This window comes from Flavobacterium erigeronis, from assembly GCF_054075165.1.
Genome location: NZ_JBSKGP010000002.1, coordinates 335,118 through 350,293, shown reverse-complemented (window position 1 = coordinate 350,293; position 15,176 = coordinate 335,118). Strand labels below are relative to the sequence as shown.

Genomic DNA, 15,176 nt, shown 5'->3' with positions numbered 1-15,176 from the left:
TTTAAAAATCTTGTCTTTCTAAATTAAAACATAGTCAGCGATTTTCGTTATTTTTATAAATCAAAAACAACTTTTCTTAATCTAAATTAAGTTACAGACAAGTATCGGTGCTGTAATTTTGTTTTCAAATCAAATAATACCACATGTCAAATATCAGTTTAATTATCGAAGAACGTGCTGCCAATATTGGCAATTTTATGGTAGGCAGATTATTGCCTTTCCGCGAAAAAAGAGCCGTTGGGCCATTTGTTTTTATCGACCACATGGGACCGGCGCATTTAAGTGACCACGAAAACATGGATGTTCCGCCACACCCGCATATCGGACTTTCAACGCTTACTTTTTTGTTTGAAGGAAGCATTATGCACCGAGACAGTTTAGGAACTGAACTCGAAATAAAACCTGGCGCCGTAAACTGGATGACAGCCGGAAAAGGAATCGTTCATTCTGAAAGAACGCCTGAATATTTAAGACATTCAGATAAAATGCTTCACGGATTACAGATTTGGGTAGCACTTCCGAAGGAATTAGAACAAATGGATCCGAATTTTACGCATGTTGAAGCAGAGGATATTCCAGCTTGGGAAGATGACGGCGTTTCATATAAATTGATTGCAGGTGAAGCATTTGGCAGAAAATCTCCAGTTCCCGTTTATAGTCCGCTGTATTTTATTGAAATCAAAAGTCCAACAACACAGAAAATCAATATCGGAAAAGATTTATTTGGCGAAAGCGGATTGTACATTTTGGAAGGAAGTATCAAAAGCGGTGAGCATGTTTACGATCCGAAACAAATTCTAATTACAAACGACAGCACACTTTGTGAATTCGAAATTACGGCAAATTCTACGGTTTATATTTTTGGAGGCCAGCCATTTCCTGAAGAACATTTCATTTTTTGGAACTTTGTTTCTTCTGATAAAGAATTAATCGAAAAAGCAAAAAGAGACTGGACTGCACAGACTTTCCCAAAAGTACCAGGCGAAACTGAGTTTGTTCCGTTACCTGAACCAAGAATCAAATAATTATGGATACAGTATCAGCAAAAATAGATACGCGTTTGTATCGCACCGAAATAAAATCAGCATCTGACAATGTTTTAATTTCTGATGAACCACAAGAACTGGGCGGTAAAAACTTAGGTTTAAATCCGACTGAACTTTTGGCTGCTTCTTTAGCTTCTTGTACCGTAATTACGTTGCGAATGTACATTAACCGTAAACAATGGAACGTTGAGGAAATAAATGTGAAAATTGATTTTGAACGAGATTCAGAACGAAGTGTATCGGTTTTCACCAGAAAAATAGAAGTAATTGGAGAAGTTGACGAAACTCAGAGACAAAGGCTAGAAACGATTGCTAACAGCTGCCCGATTCATAAAACATTAACGCATTCAATCGAAATTAAAACTACATTATTTTAAAATCATGGAAATTCAACAGATAAACGATACAAAAAAAGGCTATTTTGAAGCTCTTGAAGACGGCCAACAAGCTGGACAAATGACTTACACTTGGGCGGGAAACGACAAATTCATCATCGATCATACCGAAGTTAGCCCAGAATTTAACGGCAAAGGTGTCGGCAAAAAACTAGTTATGGCAGCGGTAGATTATGCCAGAGCAAATGACATAAAAATTATTCCACTTTGTCCATTTGCAAAAAGTGTTTTTGATAAGGTTGAAGAAATTCGTGATGTACTTTCTTGATCTAAGTCACTAAGGTTTTGAGATGCTAAGATTCTAAGTTTTTTTTAACCGCAAAGCACACAAAGAATTACGCAAGGTTCGCAAAGTTTTTAGACAAAGCTTTGCGAACTTTGCGTTTATAATAAGTCTAGTTGATAACAAAACCTTGCGCCCTTTGCGGTTAAAAAATCCACACAAAGAAATTGAATTTTCAAATCTCCTTAGAAACTCGTATATTTGCGCGTAATTTAATCTTAGAGTATGACAAGAATAATTACACTTTTCTGCATTTTTATAGCTCAAATCGGCTTTTCTCAATCGGCTGGGGGTTATTTAGAAAAAATCAGAAATAATGAAGCGCTCCTTACTGCTTTCTTTCAGCAAATGCCAAAAGGAGGCGATTTACACCACCATTTTTCAGGATCCGTCTATGCAGAACCACTTTTAGAAAGAGCTATTGCAGAAGACTTTTATTTAAATCTGGAAACGTTGGGAGTTTCTAAAACAAAACCTTCAAATGGAACTTGGGAAAAATTTTCTTCTCTAAAAAATCAAGGTAAATTAGACTATTATCAACAGCAAATCATGCAAACTTGGTCTATTAAGGATTATAATGGTTCTGTACCTTCTGATGATTTGTTTTTTGATTCTTTCATGAAATTTGAACCTACCATTCAAGCTCATTTTGCAGAAGGAATGTTAGAACTTAAAAAGCGCGCAATTGCCGAAAATGTAAGTTACATAGAAACACAATTATCTACAATTCCGTGCGATATGAATGTTTCTGATTTAGCCGATTTCAATGCAAAATTACGTGAAGCAGCCAATCAAAAGGATGAAAAAACGGTTCTAAAACTTTTAGATGATTTGTATAAAGCACTTCAGAAAAAAGAAGCTAAAAAATACGCTGAAGATTTCAACAACAATTTTTTAGCAAAACTGCATAAAGATTTGAAAATGGATGACGAAAAATTCACCATGCGTTATCAAAACTTTGTATTGCGTTTTATGGAACCAGTCGATTTGTTTAAAAATCTGACAATTGCTTTTATTTCGTCAAGCGAAAGCAAACTAACTGCGGGTGTAAACATTGTTTCTCCAGAACACGGAGAAAATTCAATGAAAGATTATTGGCTTCACATGGTCATGTTTAAATACTGCCATTCTAAATTTCCTGAGGTAAAATATACTTTGCACGCAGGCGAGTTGACTTTAGGTTTGGTTCAGCCAGAAGAATTAACGTGGCACATTAACGATGCAATTTATGTAGCAGGCGCAAACCGAATTGGACATGGAGTTGATATCGCTTACGAAGCAAACTCATACGATTTGCTAAAATATATGTCTAAAAATAATATTCCGATTGAAATCAATTTAGCGAGCAACGAATTCATTTTAAAAGTAAAAGAAAACAGACATCCATTTACGCTTTACAAAGAGTTCAACGTTCCTATTGTAATCAGTACAGACGATGCGGGAATTTTAAGAACGAATATGACCGAACAATATGTTTTGCTAGCCAAAAGATATCCTGATGTAAATTACGAAACGATTAAAAAATATGTTTACAACAGCATTAATTTCAGCTTTATTCAAGATGATTCTGTTAAAAAGCAATTACTTAAAGATTTGGATAATCGTTTTAAAACTTTTGAAGCTAAATTTTCTAAAAATTAAAGGGCAAAAATGTTTCACGCAGATTATACAGATTTAAGCTGATAATCGCTGATTTTTTTAAACAAAAACAAAATCTGCTCGATCTGCTAAATCTGCGAGAACTTAAAAATTCTCCCGCAGATTTAGCGGATTTAGCAGATAAATTTAACCAACAAATATGATTTTAGAAGCCGCATTTCTTTTCGTTAAACCAGAATTAGCTTCTCAATTTGAAGTTGATTTTGCAAAAGCAAGCCAATATATTTCTTCAATTAATGGATATTTAGGACATCGTTTGGAAAAATGTTTGGAAGTAGAAAACAAATATCTTTTGTTAGTCGATTGGAATACGCTGGAAGATCATACGGTTGGTTTTAGAACATCTGAAGCGTATTTGGAATGGAAGAAAATTTTACATCATTATTACGATCCATTTCCAATTGTAGAACATTTTGAAACGATTTTTGAGAATACAAAATAGTTTTCTTTTGCCACAGATTATACAGATTAAAGGATTTTTAAAAGTTGCCACGAATTTCACAAATTTGCACTAATTTTTATTCCACTTTTTGAGTAAATTAATTTGCGGAATTCGTGACAAAAAAAATCCTTTTAAATCCCTTTTAATCTGTGGCTAAAAAAGTCTCCCGCAGATTTTGCAGATTAGGCAGATTTAATTTGTGTTAATTTGTGAAATTTGTGGCTAAAAAAAATGTGAATCCGTGGCTAAAAAAAAACACAATGAATATCAAACTCATAGCTATAGGCAAAACAGACAATAAATCGCTTCAAACTTTGATTGACGATTATACCAAGCGTTTGTCTTTTTATATCAAATTTGATCTGGAAATTATTCCGGACATCAAAAACGTAAAAAACTTGTCGGAAAGTCAGCAGAAAGAAAAAGAGGGCGAATTGATTTTGTCGAAACTCTCAGCAACTGATCAGCTGATTTTATTGGATGAAAATGGAAAAAACTTCTCGAGCGTCGGCTTTTCAGAAGAATTGCAAAAGAAAATGAATTCGGGTGTCAAAACACTGGTTTTCGTAATTGGCGGCCCATACGGATTTTCTGAAACGGTTTACAAAAAAGCGCAGGGAAAAGTTTCGCTTTCGCTAATGACGTTTTCACATCAAATGGTTCGTTTATTCTTTATCGAACAATTGTACCGCGGATTTACGATTTTACGAAATGAGCCTTATCATCACCAATAGTTTTTTAGCACTTAGTTACTTAGTCCTTAGTCCCTAGAAAACTAAGAGCCAACCACTAAGTACTAGGGACTAAAGACTAATAAACAAATTCTACTGGAAGTTTATCTAGGTTGAAAGTCACGTATTTATGAAGTACAATTTTATACTTCATATATTCTTGATAACTCATTTCTTTATCAAATAAGAATACCAAATCTGGTACTTGTTCAAACTTTAAACTAAAAAAATAGGGCAATATTTGTGATATTAAAACTTTCTTATTTCCGATAAAAACCTGCCCGTCTCCTTTTTTTAAGTAAACCACAAAACTTCCTGCTGTAGGTTTTTCCATTTTATAATACACTTTCGTGAAAGGAAAAAAAGCTAAATTCTTTCCTACAGAATCGGCATACGAATAATAGTTTTCAGCATTTTCGTTTTTGTGCGCGCTATCGGCTCTTTTCTTTTCCTGCATTTTAATTACATGCGGCATTACCAATTTCAAAGGCAAACGTTTATCGATATTAAAAATCCAGTTTGTCGAAATGATAGCACTTTTTCGATTCAAATCGGCAATTGTATCATTTCCTTCTTTTTTAAAGAAAATATAAATTGGCGAATGATCCTGAACGTCTTTTACAATGGTCAAGTTTGATTTTGGCAATAAAACATCTTGTTTTTTTCCGCAGGAGAATAATAGGCAAATTACAAGTAAACTGAAGTATTTCATAATTATTTTTTTTTACACAAAGAATCTACACAAAGTATGTCATTGCGAGGAACGAAGCAAACACACTGCGATAACACACAGTTTTATTTTGCTAATGAGGTTGCTTCGTTCCTCGCAATGACATACTAGAAATTTAATAACTCATTTTTTCAAACAAAGTAACACATTCCACCGCTTCTTTTACATCATGAACACGAAGAATTTTTGCACCTTTTGTTAACGCAATTGTATTTAGAAATGTTGTTCCGTTTAAAGCTTCTTGTGGCGTAATGTCAAGAGCTTTATAAATCATTGATTTTCTTGAAATTCCTGCTAAAACAGGTAATTCTAAAACATTAAAAAGCTCCATTTTCTGCATCACTTCATAATTCTGATCGGTTGTTTTGGCGAAACCGAAACCTGGATCTAGAATTAAATCGTTGATTCCGAGACTTCTTGCTTTTGCTACTTTTTCAGAAAAATAAAAAAGCATTTCTTTTATAATATCATCATATTGCGTCAAGCTCTGCATCGTCTGCGGATTGCCTCGCATGTGCATCATGATGTACGGAACGTTGTATTGGGCAATAATCTCAAACATTTTTTCGTCCAGTTCACCAGCAGCAATATCATTTATAATCGCCGCACCGCTTTCTATACTTACTTTCGCCACTTCAGCCCTAAAAGTATCAATCGACAATAATGTTTCTGGAAAATGCTTTAAAATCAATTCGATCGCAGGAACAATTCGATCGATTTCTTCTTGCTCGGTTACAAATTCAGCGCTCGGTTTACTTGAATAAGCTCCGATATCTATAAAATCAGCGCCTTCAGAAAGCATTTTTTCTACTTGCGAAATGATCTCTGATTCGTTTTTATATTTTCCGCCGTCGAAAAATGAATTTGGCGTCACGTTCAGAATTCCCATTACTTTAGGAATTTCCAAATCTATCAAACGGCCTTTACAATTAATAAACATTTTGTTTCAAGTTTTAATTTGTTTCAAGTTTCAAGTTTTATATGTTTAAAGTTATCACAGATTACGCAAGTTCAAGAACTTGAAACCTGAAACTTGAAACTATTTGAAATTGTTTCCAGTTACAGCGTTAACAATTTGTTTGGAAAAAACTTGAAACAAAGAAAACCCGAAACTTGAAACTATTTAATATAATCCCTATTTTTGAAGAAATTTTAGCAAATATACAGCAATAAATGAAGAATACTTCTCAAGAATTTGATAATGTAATTTCGGTTTGCCGAACCTTGTTTATCAATAAAATGACAGATTACGGAAGCGCATGGAGAATTTTAAGACTGCCATCGCTTACCGATCAGATTTTTATAAAAGCGCAAAGAATCAGAAGTTTGCAGGAAAACGAAATCCGTAAAGTTGATGAGGATGAAAAAGGCGAATTTATCGGAATCATCAATTATTCTATTATGGCTTTAATTCAGTTAGAACTTGGAGTTGCAGATCAGCCAGATCTTGACGTTGAAAAAGCAACTGAATTATACGATGCTAAAGTAAAATTGACCAAAGATTTAATGGAAGCCAAAAATCACGATTACGGCGAAGCATGGCGTGATATGCGCGTTAGTTCTTTAACCGATTTGATCTTGCAGAAAATCCTTCGCGTTAAGCAAATTGAAGACAATAAAGGAAAAACAATCGTTTCTGAAGGTATCGATGCCAATTATCAGGATATGATTAATTATTCTGTTTTTGCCCTAATTCTAAACCCCATCAATAAATAAATTCCAATATTTAAATTCCAAATTCCAACCTCATTTTAAAATTGGAATTTGGTCCCGATAGCTATCGGGAGGAATTTTAAAAATGAAATTTTTATGAAAAACATCATTACTCAATTCTCCCGCTTATTTGTCGGTGTACTTTTTATCATTTCCGGATTAATAAAATTAAACGATCCAGTTGGTTTCTCTTATAAATTGGCAGAATATTTTAGCGAACCTGTTTTCAATATGCCATTTTTAGAGCCTTTAGCTTTAGGATTAGCAATCTTTTTAGTGATTTTAGAAGTTGTTTTGGGTGTAATGCTTTTGGTTGGCTATAAATCAAAACTGACTATTTGGGCTTTATTATTGCTGATTGTTTTCTTTACATTCCTTACTTTCTATTCTGCCTATTTTGACGTAGTAAAAGATTGCGGCTGTTTTGGAGATGCCTTACATTTAACACCTTGGCAGTCTTTCACCAAAGATGTTGTTTTACTTTTCTTTATCTTGATTTTATTCATCAATAAAAAATTAGTAAAACCTTTATTTTCAAAAATTGTAACTAACATTATTGTTTTAATAAGCATAGTTTTATGCGTATTAATGGCTGTTTGGGTTATCAACCATAATCCGATCAAAGATTTCCGTCCGTACAAAGTGGGAACTAACATCGAGAAAGGAATGGAAATTCCAGAAGGGGCTCCAAAATCGGTTGTAGAAATGATTTTTATCTACAAAGTAAATGGTGTCGATAAAGAATTTACAGAAAAAGATTTGATGAATATTCCTGAAGGAGCAACTTTCGTTGATCGTAAAGACAAAGTAATCACTGAAGGCTACATTCCTCCTATTCACGATTTCACGATGACTAAAGACGATTCTGATTATAAAGAAGAATTATTAAAAGAGCCTAAATTGCTAATCTACGTAACTTACGATTTGAATTTATCGAATCCTGAGGGAATGAAAAAACTAGCAAAAGTTACAACAGATGCAAAAGCTAAAGGTTACAAAGTAATTGGAATGACGGCTTCTGGAGCTGAGGAAATTGCTAAAGCTAAAAAGAATTATGCGTTAGATATTGATTTCTATTTCTGTGACGGAACCGCTTTGAAAACAGTTGAAAGAGCCAATCCAAGCATTGTTGTGGTTCATGACGGAACTATAGCTCAAAAAGTACATTATAATGATGTTGAGGATTTGAAATTGTAAAATTTCTCACAAAATAGAAAACTTTAAAACTCCAATTCAATTACATTTGAATTGGAGTTTTTTTTACTAACCTACAATACAAAAAGCAATGTTTAAAAATCATATTGATGTAAGATTAAATTATGAAAAGTTCATAAAAAAAGTTTGTGAAACAAATATTGTATATGGATTAAAAAATGAAATGGGTTTTGCTACCTCAGCTTCCAACGAACTTGAAGATGAAGAAGGAAATCCAATTGAAATAATCTGTTTTTGGTCTGAAGAAATTAGAGCTAAAGTTTGTTCTAAAAATGGATGGGAAGATTATAAACCAGTAGAAATACAATTAAATGATTTTATTGAAAACTGGTGTGTCGGTATGGATAATGACGGATTACTTGTTGGATTAAATTTTGACCAAAATATGTTTGGCTATGAAATTGAAGGATACGATTTAATATTAGTACTGCTAGCAGAATTAAAAAAGACGGAAAAAGAGTTAGAATTTCAAAATTATGAAGGAATTCTAGATTTAGAAAATCAAGTTAAAGAAGCCTTAAAATAAAAAAATGACTATGAAATCAATTAAGAAAAAGACTAACATCAATTCTAAAGTTAGAATTAATAAAAAATTAAATAATTTAAAAATCATGGAATCAGACAAACAAAAAGAAGTCAATTCCTTAATTTTTAAATTTGAAATATAATCTTACATTTACAAAACAAACAGCAAAGTCCATTTAAATTTGGACTTTCAAAACTAAAGATCAATCATTTCAAACAAATTGAATTGAATACAGGCCTTAAACATGGATTTTTGTATAAGTCTCTCGACGCTTGGATTGTTCCAAGTAAAAAATGGGCAAATGGAAACTATGAATTGAATTAAGCATTCAAAAAACACAAAAAAGTCTTCAGTAAATTTTAAATTATTGAAGACTTTTTTGATTAAAACCTGACGTTTTTTCACTTAAAATCTTCTTTTAAAAATAAAATTTTCATCCTTTTTTTATTTCTAAAATAGCTCCGCTAGAAAAAAACATCATTTTCCACCTCAACTATTACGATTTCAATACCGATTTTTCAACCAAAAACTGTCGATTTGTTACAAAATAACCGACTGTTCAAATTTTGTTAATCTACAATTGGCATTCCATTTGTTTGTTTAACTTTGTGAATTCAGTACCTTACTAAAAATATAATTTAATTAAAATATGAAACAATTAGTCCTTGCAGTAATTGCATTTATTACTTTTTCTTGCTCGCAAGCTCAGAAAACGGCTTTTTCTAAAGAAGCTTTATCTGAGAAATTATTAGCCTCTGATGGAAGTCAGGTTGCATTCAAAAACATTTTAAAAAAATATAAAGGAAAAACTTTGGTTATCGAAGTTTGGGCTTCTTGGTGTGGTGACTGTGTAAAAGCAATGCCAAAATTAAAAGAATTGCAAGCTAACAATCCTGATGTGTCTTACTTATTTATTTCTGCTGATAAAACGGCTGAAAAATGGAAAGCAGGAATCGAAAAACACGAATTGAACACAGGCGATCACTATATGATGAATGACGGAATGAAAGGTCTTTTTGGAAAAGCGATCGACTTAGACTGGATTCCGAGATACATTGTTGTAGACAAAACTGGAAAAATCGTTTTATACCGTGCAATTGAAACTGATTTCGATAAAATCGACTCTACTTTAAAAGGATTAAAATAATTTTCAATATCAAATGTCAATGTCAAAAATCAATTTCAATGACAACTTCAATGATAATGACAAAAATCAATTTTAATTTTGAATAGATTTCGTTGAAATTAAAAATTTAAACAAAAACAAAAAAAATAATATAAAACTACCAAAATGAGAAAATCGATTGTTGCAGGAAACTGGAAAATGCATAAAAACGCAGCGCAAACTGAAGAATTATTAAATGAATTAATTGCTAAAATTCCAGCAAAAACAAATGCACAAGTAATTGTAGCGCCAACTTTTGTAAACTTACAGGCTGCTGCTGCAAAATTAAAAAATACAACTATCGGAGTTTCTGCTCAAAACGTTCACCAAGCTGAAGGCGGTGCATTTACAGGAGAAATTTCTGCAGATATGTTAACAAGCATTGGCGTAAACACAGTAATTTTAGGTCACTCTGAGCGTAGAGCTATTTTTCACGAAACAGATGCTTTAATCGCAAACAAAGTTGATACTGCATTAAAACACGATATGACAGTTATTTTCTGTTTTGGAGAAGAATTAAAAGACCGTCAGTCTGATAATCACTTCAACATTGTTGAAAACCAATTGCGTGACGGAGTTTTCCATATTGCAAAAGAATCTTGGTCTAAAATTGTTTTGGCATACGAACCAGTTTGGGCTATCGGAACTGGAGAAACTGCTTCACCAGAACAAGCTCAGGAAATGCACGAATTTATTAGAGAAACTATCCGTAAAGCTTTCGGAGCTGACATCGCAGATGAAGTTTCTATTTTATACGGTGGTTCTGTTAAACCAGAAAACGCTAAAGAAATTTTCGGTAAACCAGACGTTGATGGTGGTCTAATTGGAGGTGCAGCTTTAAAAGCAGACGATTTCTTAGCTATCGTTACGGCTATCTAAATTTTAGATTTTAGATTTAGATTTAGATTTTAGATTTTAGATTTTAGATTTTAGATTTTAGATTTTAGATTTTAGATTTTAGATTTTAGATTTTAGATTTTAGATTTTTAAATCTCTATAAAAAAAGCGTTCGCTAAAGCGAACGCTTTTTTTATGTTCTTTTTTATATGTGCTATTAATTATCACGGCTACAGCTGTAGAGAGAATTTATATATACTTATATCACTTATATGGTTTAAAAAATGAAGAACTTTTGCTTTCTATTCTTATCTTTGCAAAAATTTTTTTTATGTCAAATATATATTTAGGATATCATTTTACGATTGAGCCAAAAGAACTTGGATCGGAGATTTTAGTTGCGGAATTGGGCGAAAAAGCGTTTGAAAGTTTTACGGAAACAGAAAACGGAATTTCAGCTTTTGTGAAGAAGGATTTATGGGACGAAAATATTCTGGATGATATTTACATTTTACAGTCTGAAGAGTTTAAAATTGAATATACAATTGAAGAAATCGATCAGATTAACTGGAACGAGGAATGGGAGAAAAATTTCGAACCTATTGATGTTGATGGAAAATGCCATGTTCGCGCTCCTTTTCACCCAAAAACGGATGCAGAGTTTGATATTGTAATTGAACCAAAAATGAGCTTTGGAACTGGTCATCATGAAACGACTCACATGATGATTCAGCATTTACTAGAAATGGACGTAAAAGGTTTAAAAACACTTGACATGGGCTGCGGAACAGCAATTTTAGCTATTCTGGCAGAGATGAAAGGCGCAGAACCAATCGACGCTATTGATATTGACAATTGGTGTTATTTGAATTCAATTGAAAATGCGGAACGCAATAATTGCAAACATATCAGCGTTTATGAGGGCGATGCGGCTTTATTGGCAGGAAAAAAATACGATTTGATTATTGCCAACATCAACAGAAATATTTTATTGAATGATATGCAGGCGTATGCTGATGCTTTGAATCCGAAAGGGATAATTCTTTTTAGCGGTTTTTATGAAGAAGACATTCCGTTTATCGATGCTTCCTGTGTTGAGAAAGGTTTAACTTATGTTAAAAAGCTTCAGAGAAACAACTGGGTATCTTTAAAATACGTAAATTAGATACTGATAATCAATTCAGTACAAAAACCATATAATATGAGTACTAAAGAAAAAGTAAGAGAAAGAGTTCGCGAAAAAGAAGCCATTGCTTTTAATAACGAGATCATTGTTTACAATGATGATGTAAATACTTTTGATCACGTAATTGATACTCTTATGCGTGTTTGCAGCCACACCGCTGAGCAAGCCGAGCAATGTTCTTTGATTGTACATTACAACGGGAAATGCACTGTAAAAACAGGCCCGATTGAAAAACTTAAACCTCAATGCACACAACTTTTAGAAGCGGGTCTTAGCGCCGAAATCGTTTAATTGCAAATAATTTAAAAAGCATTCTATTTTATTCTATATTTGGAAAAAATAGAATGCTTTTTTTATGGAAGAATACGGAAAAATATTAATTATTGCAATGCCGGTTTTTTTAGCCTTGATTATTATTGAAAAAATTTATGGCATTTATAAAAAAAACGACACTGCTCCATTAATAGACAGCGTATCCAGCATAAGTTCTGGCATTACCAATTCGGTTAAAGATGTTTTGGGACTTAGCGTAACTTTTCTTTCTTACGAATGGCTAGTTTCCAAAATCGCTTTGCAGCATTTAGAACCAAGCGTTCTCTCCTATTTCATCGCTTTTTTTGTAATTGATTTTTACGGCTACTGGAGCCATCGTCTGGCACATCAGATTAATTTTCTTTGGAACAAACATGCCATACACCACAGCAGCGAAGAATTTAACCTTGCCTGTGCATTGCGCCAACCTATTGCGAGTCTGGTTAATCTTTTTACGTTTTTATTGATTCCAGCAGCTTTATTGGGCGTTCCTGCTTCGGTAATTGCCATTACGCTTCCTATTCATTTATTTTTGCAGTTTTGGTACCATACCAAACATATCAAGAAAATGGGATTTGTTGAGCATATTCTGGTAACGCCTTCGCATCATCGTGTGCATCATGCTATTAATCCAGAATATTTAGACAAAAATCATTCACAGATTTTTATTTTTTGGGATAAGCTTTTTGGCACTTTTCAAGAAGAATTGGATGATGTTCCTCCTGTTTTCGGAATTACAAGACCTGCAAATACTTGGAACCCTATTAAAATAAATTTTCAGCATTTGAGTTTATTGATAAAAGATGCGTGGCGAGCTCCAAAATGGAAAGATAAACTCACCATTTGGTTCAAACCAACAGGCTGGCGTCCTGAAAATTTTGAGGAAAAGTATCCTGTCAACAAAATTGAAGATGTTTTTAATTTTGAAAAATACGGCACGCAAAATTCTCAAAAATTAATATACTGGTCTGTTGTCCAAGTCTTAATAACATTGTTATTTGTAAGTTATCTGTTTGAGAATATTGCAAAAATTGGTCTTCCGAATATTTTTGTCTACGGCTTTTTTATTTTCGCAACCATATATAGCTATACAGAGTTAATGGACAAAAGTAGGTTTGCGCCTTTATGGGAAGGCATACGATTAGCGATTGCAATTTGCATTGTAGGCTATTATGGTGATTGGTTTGGTTTAAATCGTGTAATTCCAATTGGTAATTATATTATTTTTACCTACCTGATCATCCCTTTTTTAATGACACTTTATTTTGTCAATTTTGAATTTAAAACCAACCAAAACCAATATATCAATTCATAACCCCTATTATGAGAAACTCCTCTTTTTTTAAAATCTATGTCGCATTTAGTATAGTTTACCTTATACTTCTGCTTTGCGGTTACGAGCGTTTTGATCTCTTTCTTAAACCGATTCTGATACCAACCATCGGATTTGGAGCTTATTTTTATAGAAAATTTCCAAGTCAGAATATTTTATTGGCGGCGCTCGCACTTTCATGGCTTGGAGATGTTATTCTGCTTTTTACAGATCTTGGCGAAATTTATTTTATTCTAGGACTCGTATTTTTTCTAACGGCGCATATTATCTACTGCATTCTTTTTAATAGGCAGAAAAGAATCAGAAAAAAGCAAAACAAACCTGTTTTTATATTGGGGAGCATCTTAATTGCTGTCTATTTAATTGGAATGGTAGCCGTTTTAATGCCTTATTTGGGAGATCTTGAAATTCCAGTTTCTATTTACGCTTCGGTAATTTCAATTATGCTTTTATTTGCTTTTAACGGATTTTTAGTTTGGGAAAAACCAGGCAATCAGCTTGTGTTTTTAGGCGCCATTTTCTTTATCGCTTCTGACAGCATTTTGGCCGTAAATAAATTTTATGCTCCAATTCCTAAAAGTTCCTTTTTTATTATGCTAACGTATCTTCTGGCACAATATCTGATTGTAGTTGGTGTTTTAAGACTAAATCCGAAAAAAATACAGCAAACCGTTTAACTTTTGCAATAACCTCAACCATGAAAAAAATAGCTCTTTTAATTGTTTTATTAATTAGCGCCTCTTCTTGCGTAAGCACAAAATCCACTTTAAAAAATGTGGATGACAATGCACCAGATTTGATTTTGAAGAAGGATAATACTTTTGCTATAACACAATTTGCTAAAGATAAAAAGTACGGTTACGATCCAGATTATCCTATTAATATATTTTTTCAAAATACGAACAATGAGGCTTTAAATGAAACACGTTTCTTAAACGCATTGGCAGGTCCAAATGGTGAAAAAATAACTTATGAAAGATTAGAAACCTGCTGCCCTTTCCCTACTAAAAGAAGCAATATGGGCGCTGGTTTTTTGAATGTATATGAATTGAAATGGGACGGACAGAAAAAGCCTGTGAAGCTGTATTTGAATATTTATGAAAAAGGAATTTTAATGGTTCCGATGGGATTGAGGTTAAAACAATAAAATCCTCAATAAAAAATTTACGATGTACGGAATATCTCCTTTTGTATTGCTTCTAATTCCTTTATTGATTCAGATAATCTGGGGCACTAAAGCGATTAATAAAACAACAAACCTAAAATTCGTTCCTATTAGCATCACAACTGTTTTGCTTCAAATTCCGTTATCTTTTCTTTCGGTTTATATCGCATCAGAAAATCTAAATGCTAATCCTGAATTTCAAACTAGATGCGGTTTGATTATGCTTCCTATTGTTTCAGCAAATTTCTTAGCTGGACTATTGCTTTTGCTGACTATTGTCGTACAATTTTTTATTAAGAGATTTAGAGACAAGAAATTAGAACAATAGTTTTGATTAAAAGAAAACAATTAACTTAATTTTTCTTAATTCCACTAAACTCCTAGCCCTGATAGGAGCGGAAATCCTTTTTTGAGAAAGCCTATTTTTTCTGGTCGTTG

19 protein-coding genes are annotated in these 15,176 nt (G+C 32.9%); 17 read left to right on the top strand and 2 right to left on the bottom strand.

The features are described 5' to 3' along the window. Positions 1 to 143: 143 nt before the first annotated feature. The 6 genes from ACWA1F_RS05545 (at position 144) to rlmH (ending at position 4,559) form a co-directional block, all read left to right on the top strand. Positions 144 to 1,025 (top strand): pirin family protein, encoded by an 882-nt coding sequence (locus ACWA1F_RS05545; protein ID WP_456892284.1) that lies wholly within the window; start codon positions 144 to 146, stop codon positions 1,023 to 1,025. A gap of 2 nt (positions 1,026 to 1,027) precedes the next feature. Next, positions 1,028 to 1,423: an OsmC family protein gene (locus tag ACWA1F_RS05540; protein WP_456892282.1), complete on the top strand. Its 396-nt coding sequence runs from the start codon at positions 1,028 to 1,030 to the stop codon at positions 1,421 to 1,423. 4 nt (positions 1,424 to 1,427) lie between these two features. Next, positions 1,428 to 1,709: a GNAT family N-acetyltransferase gene (locus ACWA1F_RS05535; RefSeq protein ID WP_456892281.1), complete on the top strand. Its 282-nt coding sequence runs from the start codon at positions 1,428 to 1,430 to the stop codon at positions 1,707 to 1,709. Between the two features lie 240 nt (positions 1,710 to 1,949). Then, the gene (locus ACWA1F_RS05530) at positions 1,950 to 3,365 is read left to right on the top strand and encodes an adenosine deaminase (protein ID WP_456892279.1); all 1,416 of its coding nucleotides are present in this window, start codon (positions 1,950 to 1,952) and stop codon (positions 3,363 to 3,365) included. A gap of 157 nt (positions 3,366 to 3,522) precedes the next feature. Then, positions 3,523 to 3,825 (top strand): antibiotic biosynthesis monooxygenase family protein, encoded by a 303-nt coding sequence (locus ACWA1F_RS05525; RefSeq protein ID WP_456892277.1) that lies wholly within the window; start codon positions 3,523 to 3,525, stop codon positions 3,823 to 3,825. Positions 3,826 to 4,085: 260 nt separating this feature from the next. Further along, entirely contained in the window at positions 4,086 to 4,559 is a 474-nt protein-coding gene (rlmH, locus tag ACWA1F_RS05520) for a 23S rRNA (pseudouridine(1915)-N(3))-methyltransferase RlmH (RefSeq protein ID WP_026729408.1), read from the top strand. A 76-nt stretch (positions 4,560 to 4,635) separates the two neighbouring features. On the opposite strand, the gene ACWA1F_RS05515 is transcribed toward rlmH, so the two are convergent. After that, on the bottom strand, positions 4,636 to 5,268 hold the full coding sequence (locus ACWA1F_RS05515; protein WP_456892274.1) for a hypothetical protein: 633 nt from the start codon (positions 5,266 to 5,268) through the stop codon (positions 4,636 to 4,638). A gap of 133 nt (positions 5,269 to 5,401) precedes the next feature. Continuing rightward, positions 5,402 to 6,226, bottom strand: a complete 825-nt coding sequence (gene folP, locus ACWA1F_RS05510; protein ID WP_456892272.1) for a dihydropteroate synthase — start codon at positions 6,224 to 6,226, stop codon at positions 5,402 to 5,404. Between the two features lie 233 nt (positions 6,227 to 6,459). Between folP and ACWA1F_RS05505 the strand changes: the two genes are divergently transcribed. The 11 genes from ACWA1F_RS05505 (at position 6,460) to ACWA1F_RS05455 (ending at position 15,066) form a co-directional block, all read left to right on the top strand. Then, on the top strand, positions 6,460 to 7,002 hold the full coding sequence (locus tag ACWA1F_RS05505) for a DUF1599 domain-containing protein (protein ID WP_456892270.1): 543 nt from the start codon (positions 6,460 to 6,462) through the stop codon (positions 7,000 to 7,002). Between the two features lie 93 nt (positions 7,003 to 7,095). After that, positions 7,096 to 8,196: a BT_3928 family protein gene (locus tag ACWA1F_RS05500; RefSeq protein ID WP_456892268.1), complete on the top strand. Its 1,101-nt coding sequence runs from the start codon at positions 7,096 to 7,098 to the stop codon at positions 8,194 to 8,196. Between the two features lie 88 nt (positions 8,197 to 8,284). Next, positions 8,285 to 8,740 carry a DUF2750 domain-containing protein gene (locus tag ACWA1F_RS05495; RefSeq protein WP_456892266.1) on the top strand — a complete coding sequence of 152 codons (456 nt, stop codon included), beginning with the start codon at positions 8,285 to 8,287 and terminating at the stop codon, positions 8,738 to 8,740. Positions 8,741 to 9,389: 649 nt separating this feature from the next. Further along, positions 9,390 to 9,887 carry a TlpA family protein disulfide reductase gene (locus tag ACWA1F_RS05490; RefSeq protein WP_456892264.1) on the top strand — a complete coding sequence of 166 codons (498 nt, stop codon included), beginning with the start codon at positions 9,390 to 9,392 and terminating at the stop codon, positions 9,885 to 9,887. A 144-nt stretch (positions 9,888 to 10,031) separates the two neighbouring features. Further along, a complete protein-coding gene (gene tpiA, locus ACWA1F_RS05485; protein ID WP_456892262.1) occupies positions 10,032 to 10,784 on the top strand; it encodes a triose-phosphate isomerase in 753 nt (250 codons plus the stop codon). Positions 10,785 to 11,073: 289 nt separating this feature from the next. Then, positions 11,074 to 11,907: a 50S ribosomal protein L11 methyltransferase gene (prmA, locus tag ACWA1F_RS05480; RefSeq protein WP_306157611.1), complete on the top strand. Its 834-nt coding sequence runs from the start codon at positions 11,074 to 11,076 to the stop codon at positions 11,905 to 11,907. A 36-nt stretch (positions 11,908 to 11,943) separates the two neighbouring features. Next, a complete protein-coding gene (locus tag ACWA1F_RS05475) occupies positions 11,944 to 12,219 on the top strand; it encodes an ATP-dependent Clp protease adaptor ClpS (protein ID WP_111376979.1) in 276 nt (91 codons plus the stop codon). 64 nt (positions 12,220 to 12,283) lie between these two features. Then, entirely contained in the window at positions 12,284 to 13,555 is a 1,272-nt protein-coding gene (locus tag ACWA1F_RS05470; protein ID WP_456892259.1) for a sterol desaturase family protein, read from the top strand. 8 nt (positions 13,556 to 13,563) lie between these two features. Further along, positions 13,564 to 14,250: a lysoplasmalogenase gene (locus ACWA1F_RS05465; protein ID WP_456892257.1), complete on the top strand. Its 687-nt coding sequence runs from the start codon at positions 13,564 to 13,566 to the stop codon at positions 14,248 to 14,250. A gap of 20 nt (positions 14,251 to 14,270) precedes the next feature. Continuing rightward, positions 14,271 to 14,720, top strand: a complete 450-nt coding sequence (locus ACWA1F_RS05460) for a 2-dehydro-3-deoxyphosphooctonate aldolase (RefSeq protein WP_456892256.1) — start codon at positions 14,271 to 14,273, stop codon at positions 14,718 to 14,720. 22 nt (positions 14,721 to 14,742) lie between these two features. After that, on the top strand, positions 14,743 to 15,066 hold the full coding sequence (locus tag ACWA1F_RS05455) for a hypothetical protein (RefSeq protein ID WP_456892254.1): 324 nt from the start codon (positions 14,743 to 14,745) through the stop codon (positions 15,064 to 15,066). Positions 15,067 to 15,176: the final 110 nt, after the last annotated feature.

What these genes read in the sequence shown, in the direction of transcription:
- ACWA1F_RS05545 (WP_456892284.1), top strand. Translation starts at nt 144, where the DNA reads ATGTCAAATATCAGTTTAATTATCGAAGAACGTGCTGCCAATATTGGC.
- ACWA1F_RS05540 (WP_456892282.1), top strand. Translation starts at nt 1,028, where the DNA reads ATGGATACAGTATCAGCAAAAATAGATACGCGTTTGTATCGCACCGAA.
- ACWA1F_RS05535 (WP_456892281.1), top strand. Translation starts at nt 1,428, where the DNA reads ATGGAAATTCAACAGATAAACGATACAAAAAAAGGCTATTTTGAAGCT.
- ACWA1F_RS05530 (WP_456892279.1), top strand. Translation starts at nt 1,950, where the DNA reads ATGACAAGAATAATTACACTTTTCTGCATTTTTATAGCTCAAATCGGC.
- ACWA1F_RS05525 (WP_456892277.1), top strand. Translation starts at nt 3,523, where the DNA reads ATGATTTTAGAAGCCGCATTTCTTTTCGTTAAACCAGAATTAGCTTCT.
- rlmH (WP_026729408.1), top strand. Translation starts at nt 4,086, where the DNA reads ATGAATATCAAACTCATAGCTATAGGCAAAACAGACAATAAATCGCTT.
- ACWA1F_RS05515 (WP_456892274.1), bottom strand. Translation starts at nt 5,268, where the DNA reads ATGAAATACTTCAGTTTACTTGTAATTTGCCTATTATTCTCCTGCGGA.
- folP (WP_456892272.1), bottom strand. Translation starts at nt 6,226, where the DNA reads ATGTTTATTAATTGTAAAGGCCGTTTGATAGATTTGGAAATTCCTAAA.
- ACWA1F_RS05505 (WP_456892270.1), top strand. Translation starts at nt 6,460, where the DNA reads ATGAAGAATACTTCTCAAGAATTTGATAATGTAATTTCGGTTTGCCGA.
- ACWA1F_RS05500 (WP_456892268.1), top strand. Translation starts at nt 7,096, where the DNA reads ATGAAAAACATCATTACTCAATTCTCCCGCTTATTTGTCGGTGTACTT.
- ACWA1F_RS05495 (WP_456892266.1), top strand. Translation starts at nt 8,285, where the DNA reads ATGTTTAAAAATCATATTGATGTAAGATTAAATTATGAAAAGTTCATA.
- ACWA1F_RS05490 (WP_456892264.1), top strand. Translation starts at nt 9,390, where the DNA reads ATGAAACAATTAGTCCTTGCAGTAATTGCATTTATTACTTTTTCTTGC.
- tpiA (WP_456892262.1), top strand. Translation starts at nt 10,032, where the DNA reads ATGAGAAAATCGATTGTTGCAGGAAACTGGAAAATGCATAAAAACGCA.
- prmA (WP_306157611.1), top strand. Translation starts at nt 11,074, where the DNA reads ATGTCAAATATATATTTAGGATATCATTTTACGATTGAGCCAAAAGAA.
- ACWA1F_RS05475 (WP_111376979.1), top strand. Translation starts at nt 11,944, where the DNA reads ATGAGTACTAAAGAAAAAGTAAGAGAAAGAGTTCGCGAAAAAGAAGCC.
- ACWA1F_RS05470 (WP_456892259.1), top strand. Translation starts at nt 12,284, where the DNA reads ATGGAAGAATACGGAAAAATATTAATTATTGCAATGCCGGTTTTTTTA.
- ACWA1F_RS05465 (WP_456892257.1), top strand. Translation starts at nt 13,564, where the DNA reads ATGAGAAACTCCTCTTTTTTTAAAATCTATGTCGCATTTAGTATAGTT.
- ACWA1F_RS05460 (WP_456892256.1), top strand. Translation starts at nt 14,271, where the DNA reads ATGAAAAAAATAGCTCTTTTAATTGTTTTATTAATTAGCGCCTCTTCT.
- ACWA1F_RS05455 (WP_456892254.1), top strand. Translation starts at nt 14,743, where the DNA reads ATGTACGGAATATCTCCTTTTGTATTGCTTCTAATTCCTTTATTGATT.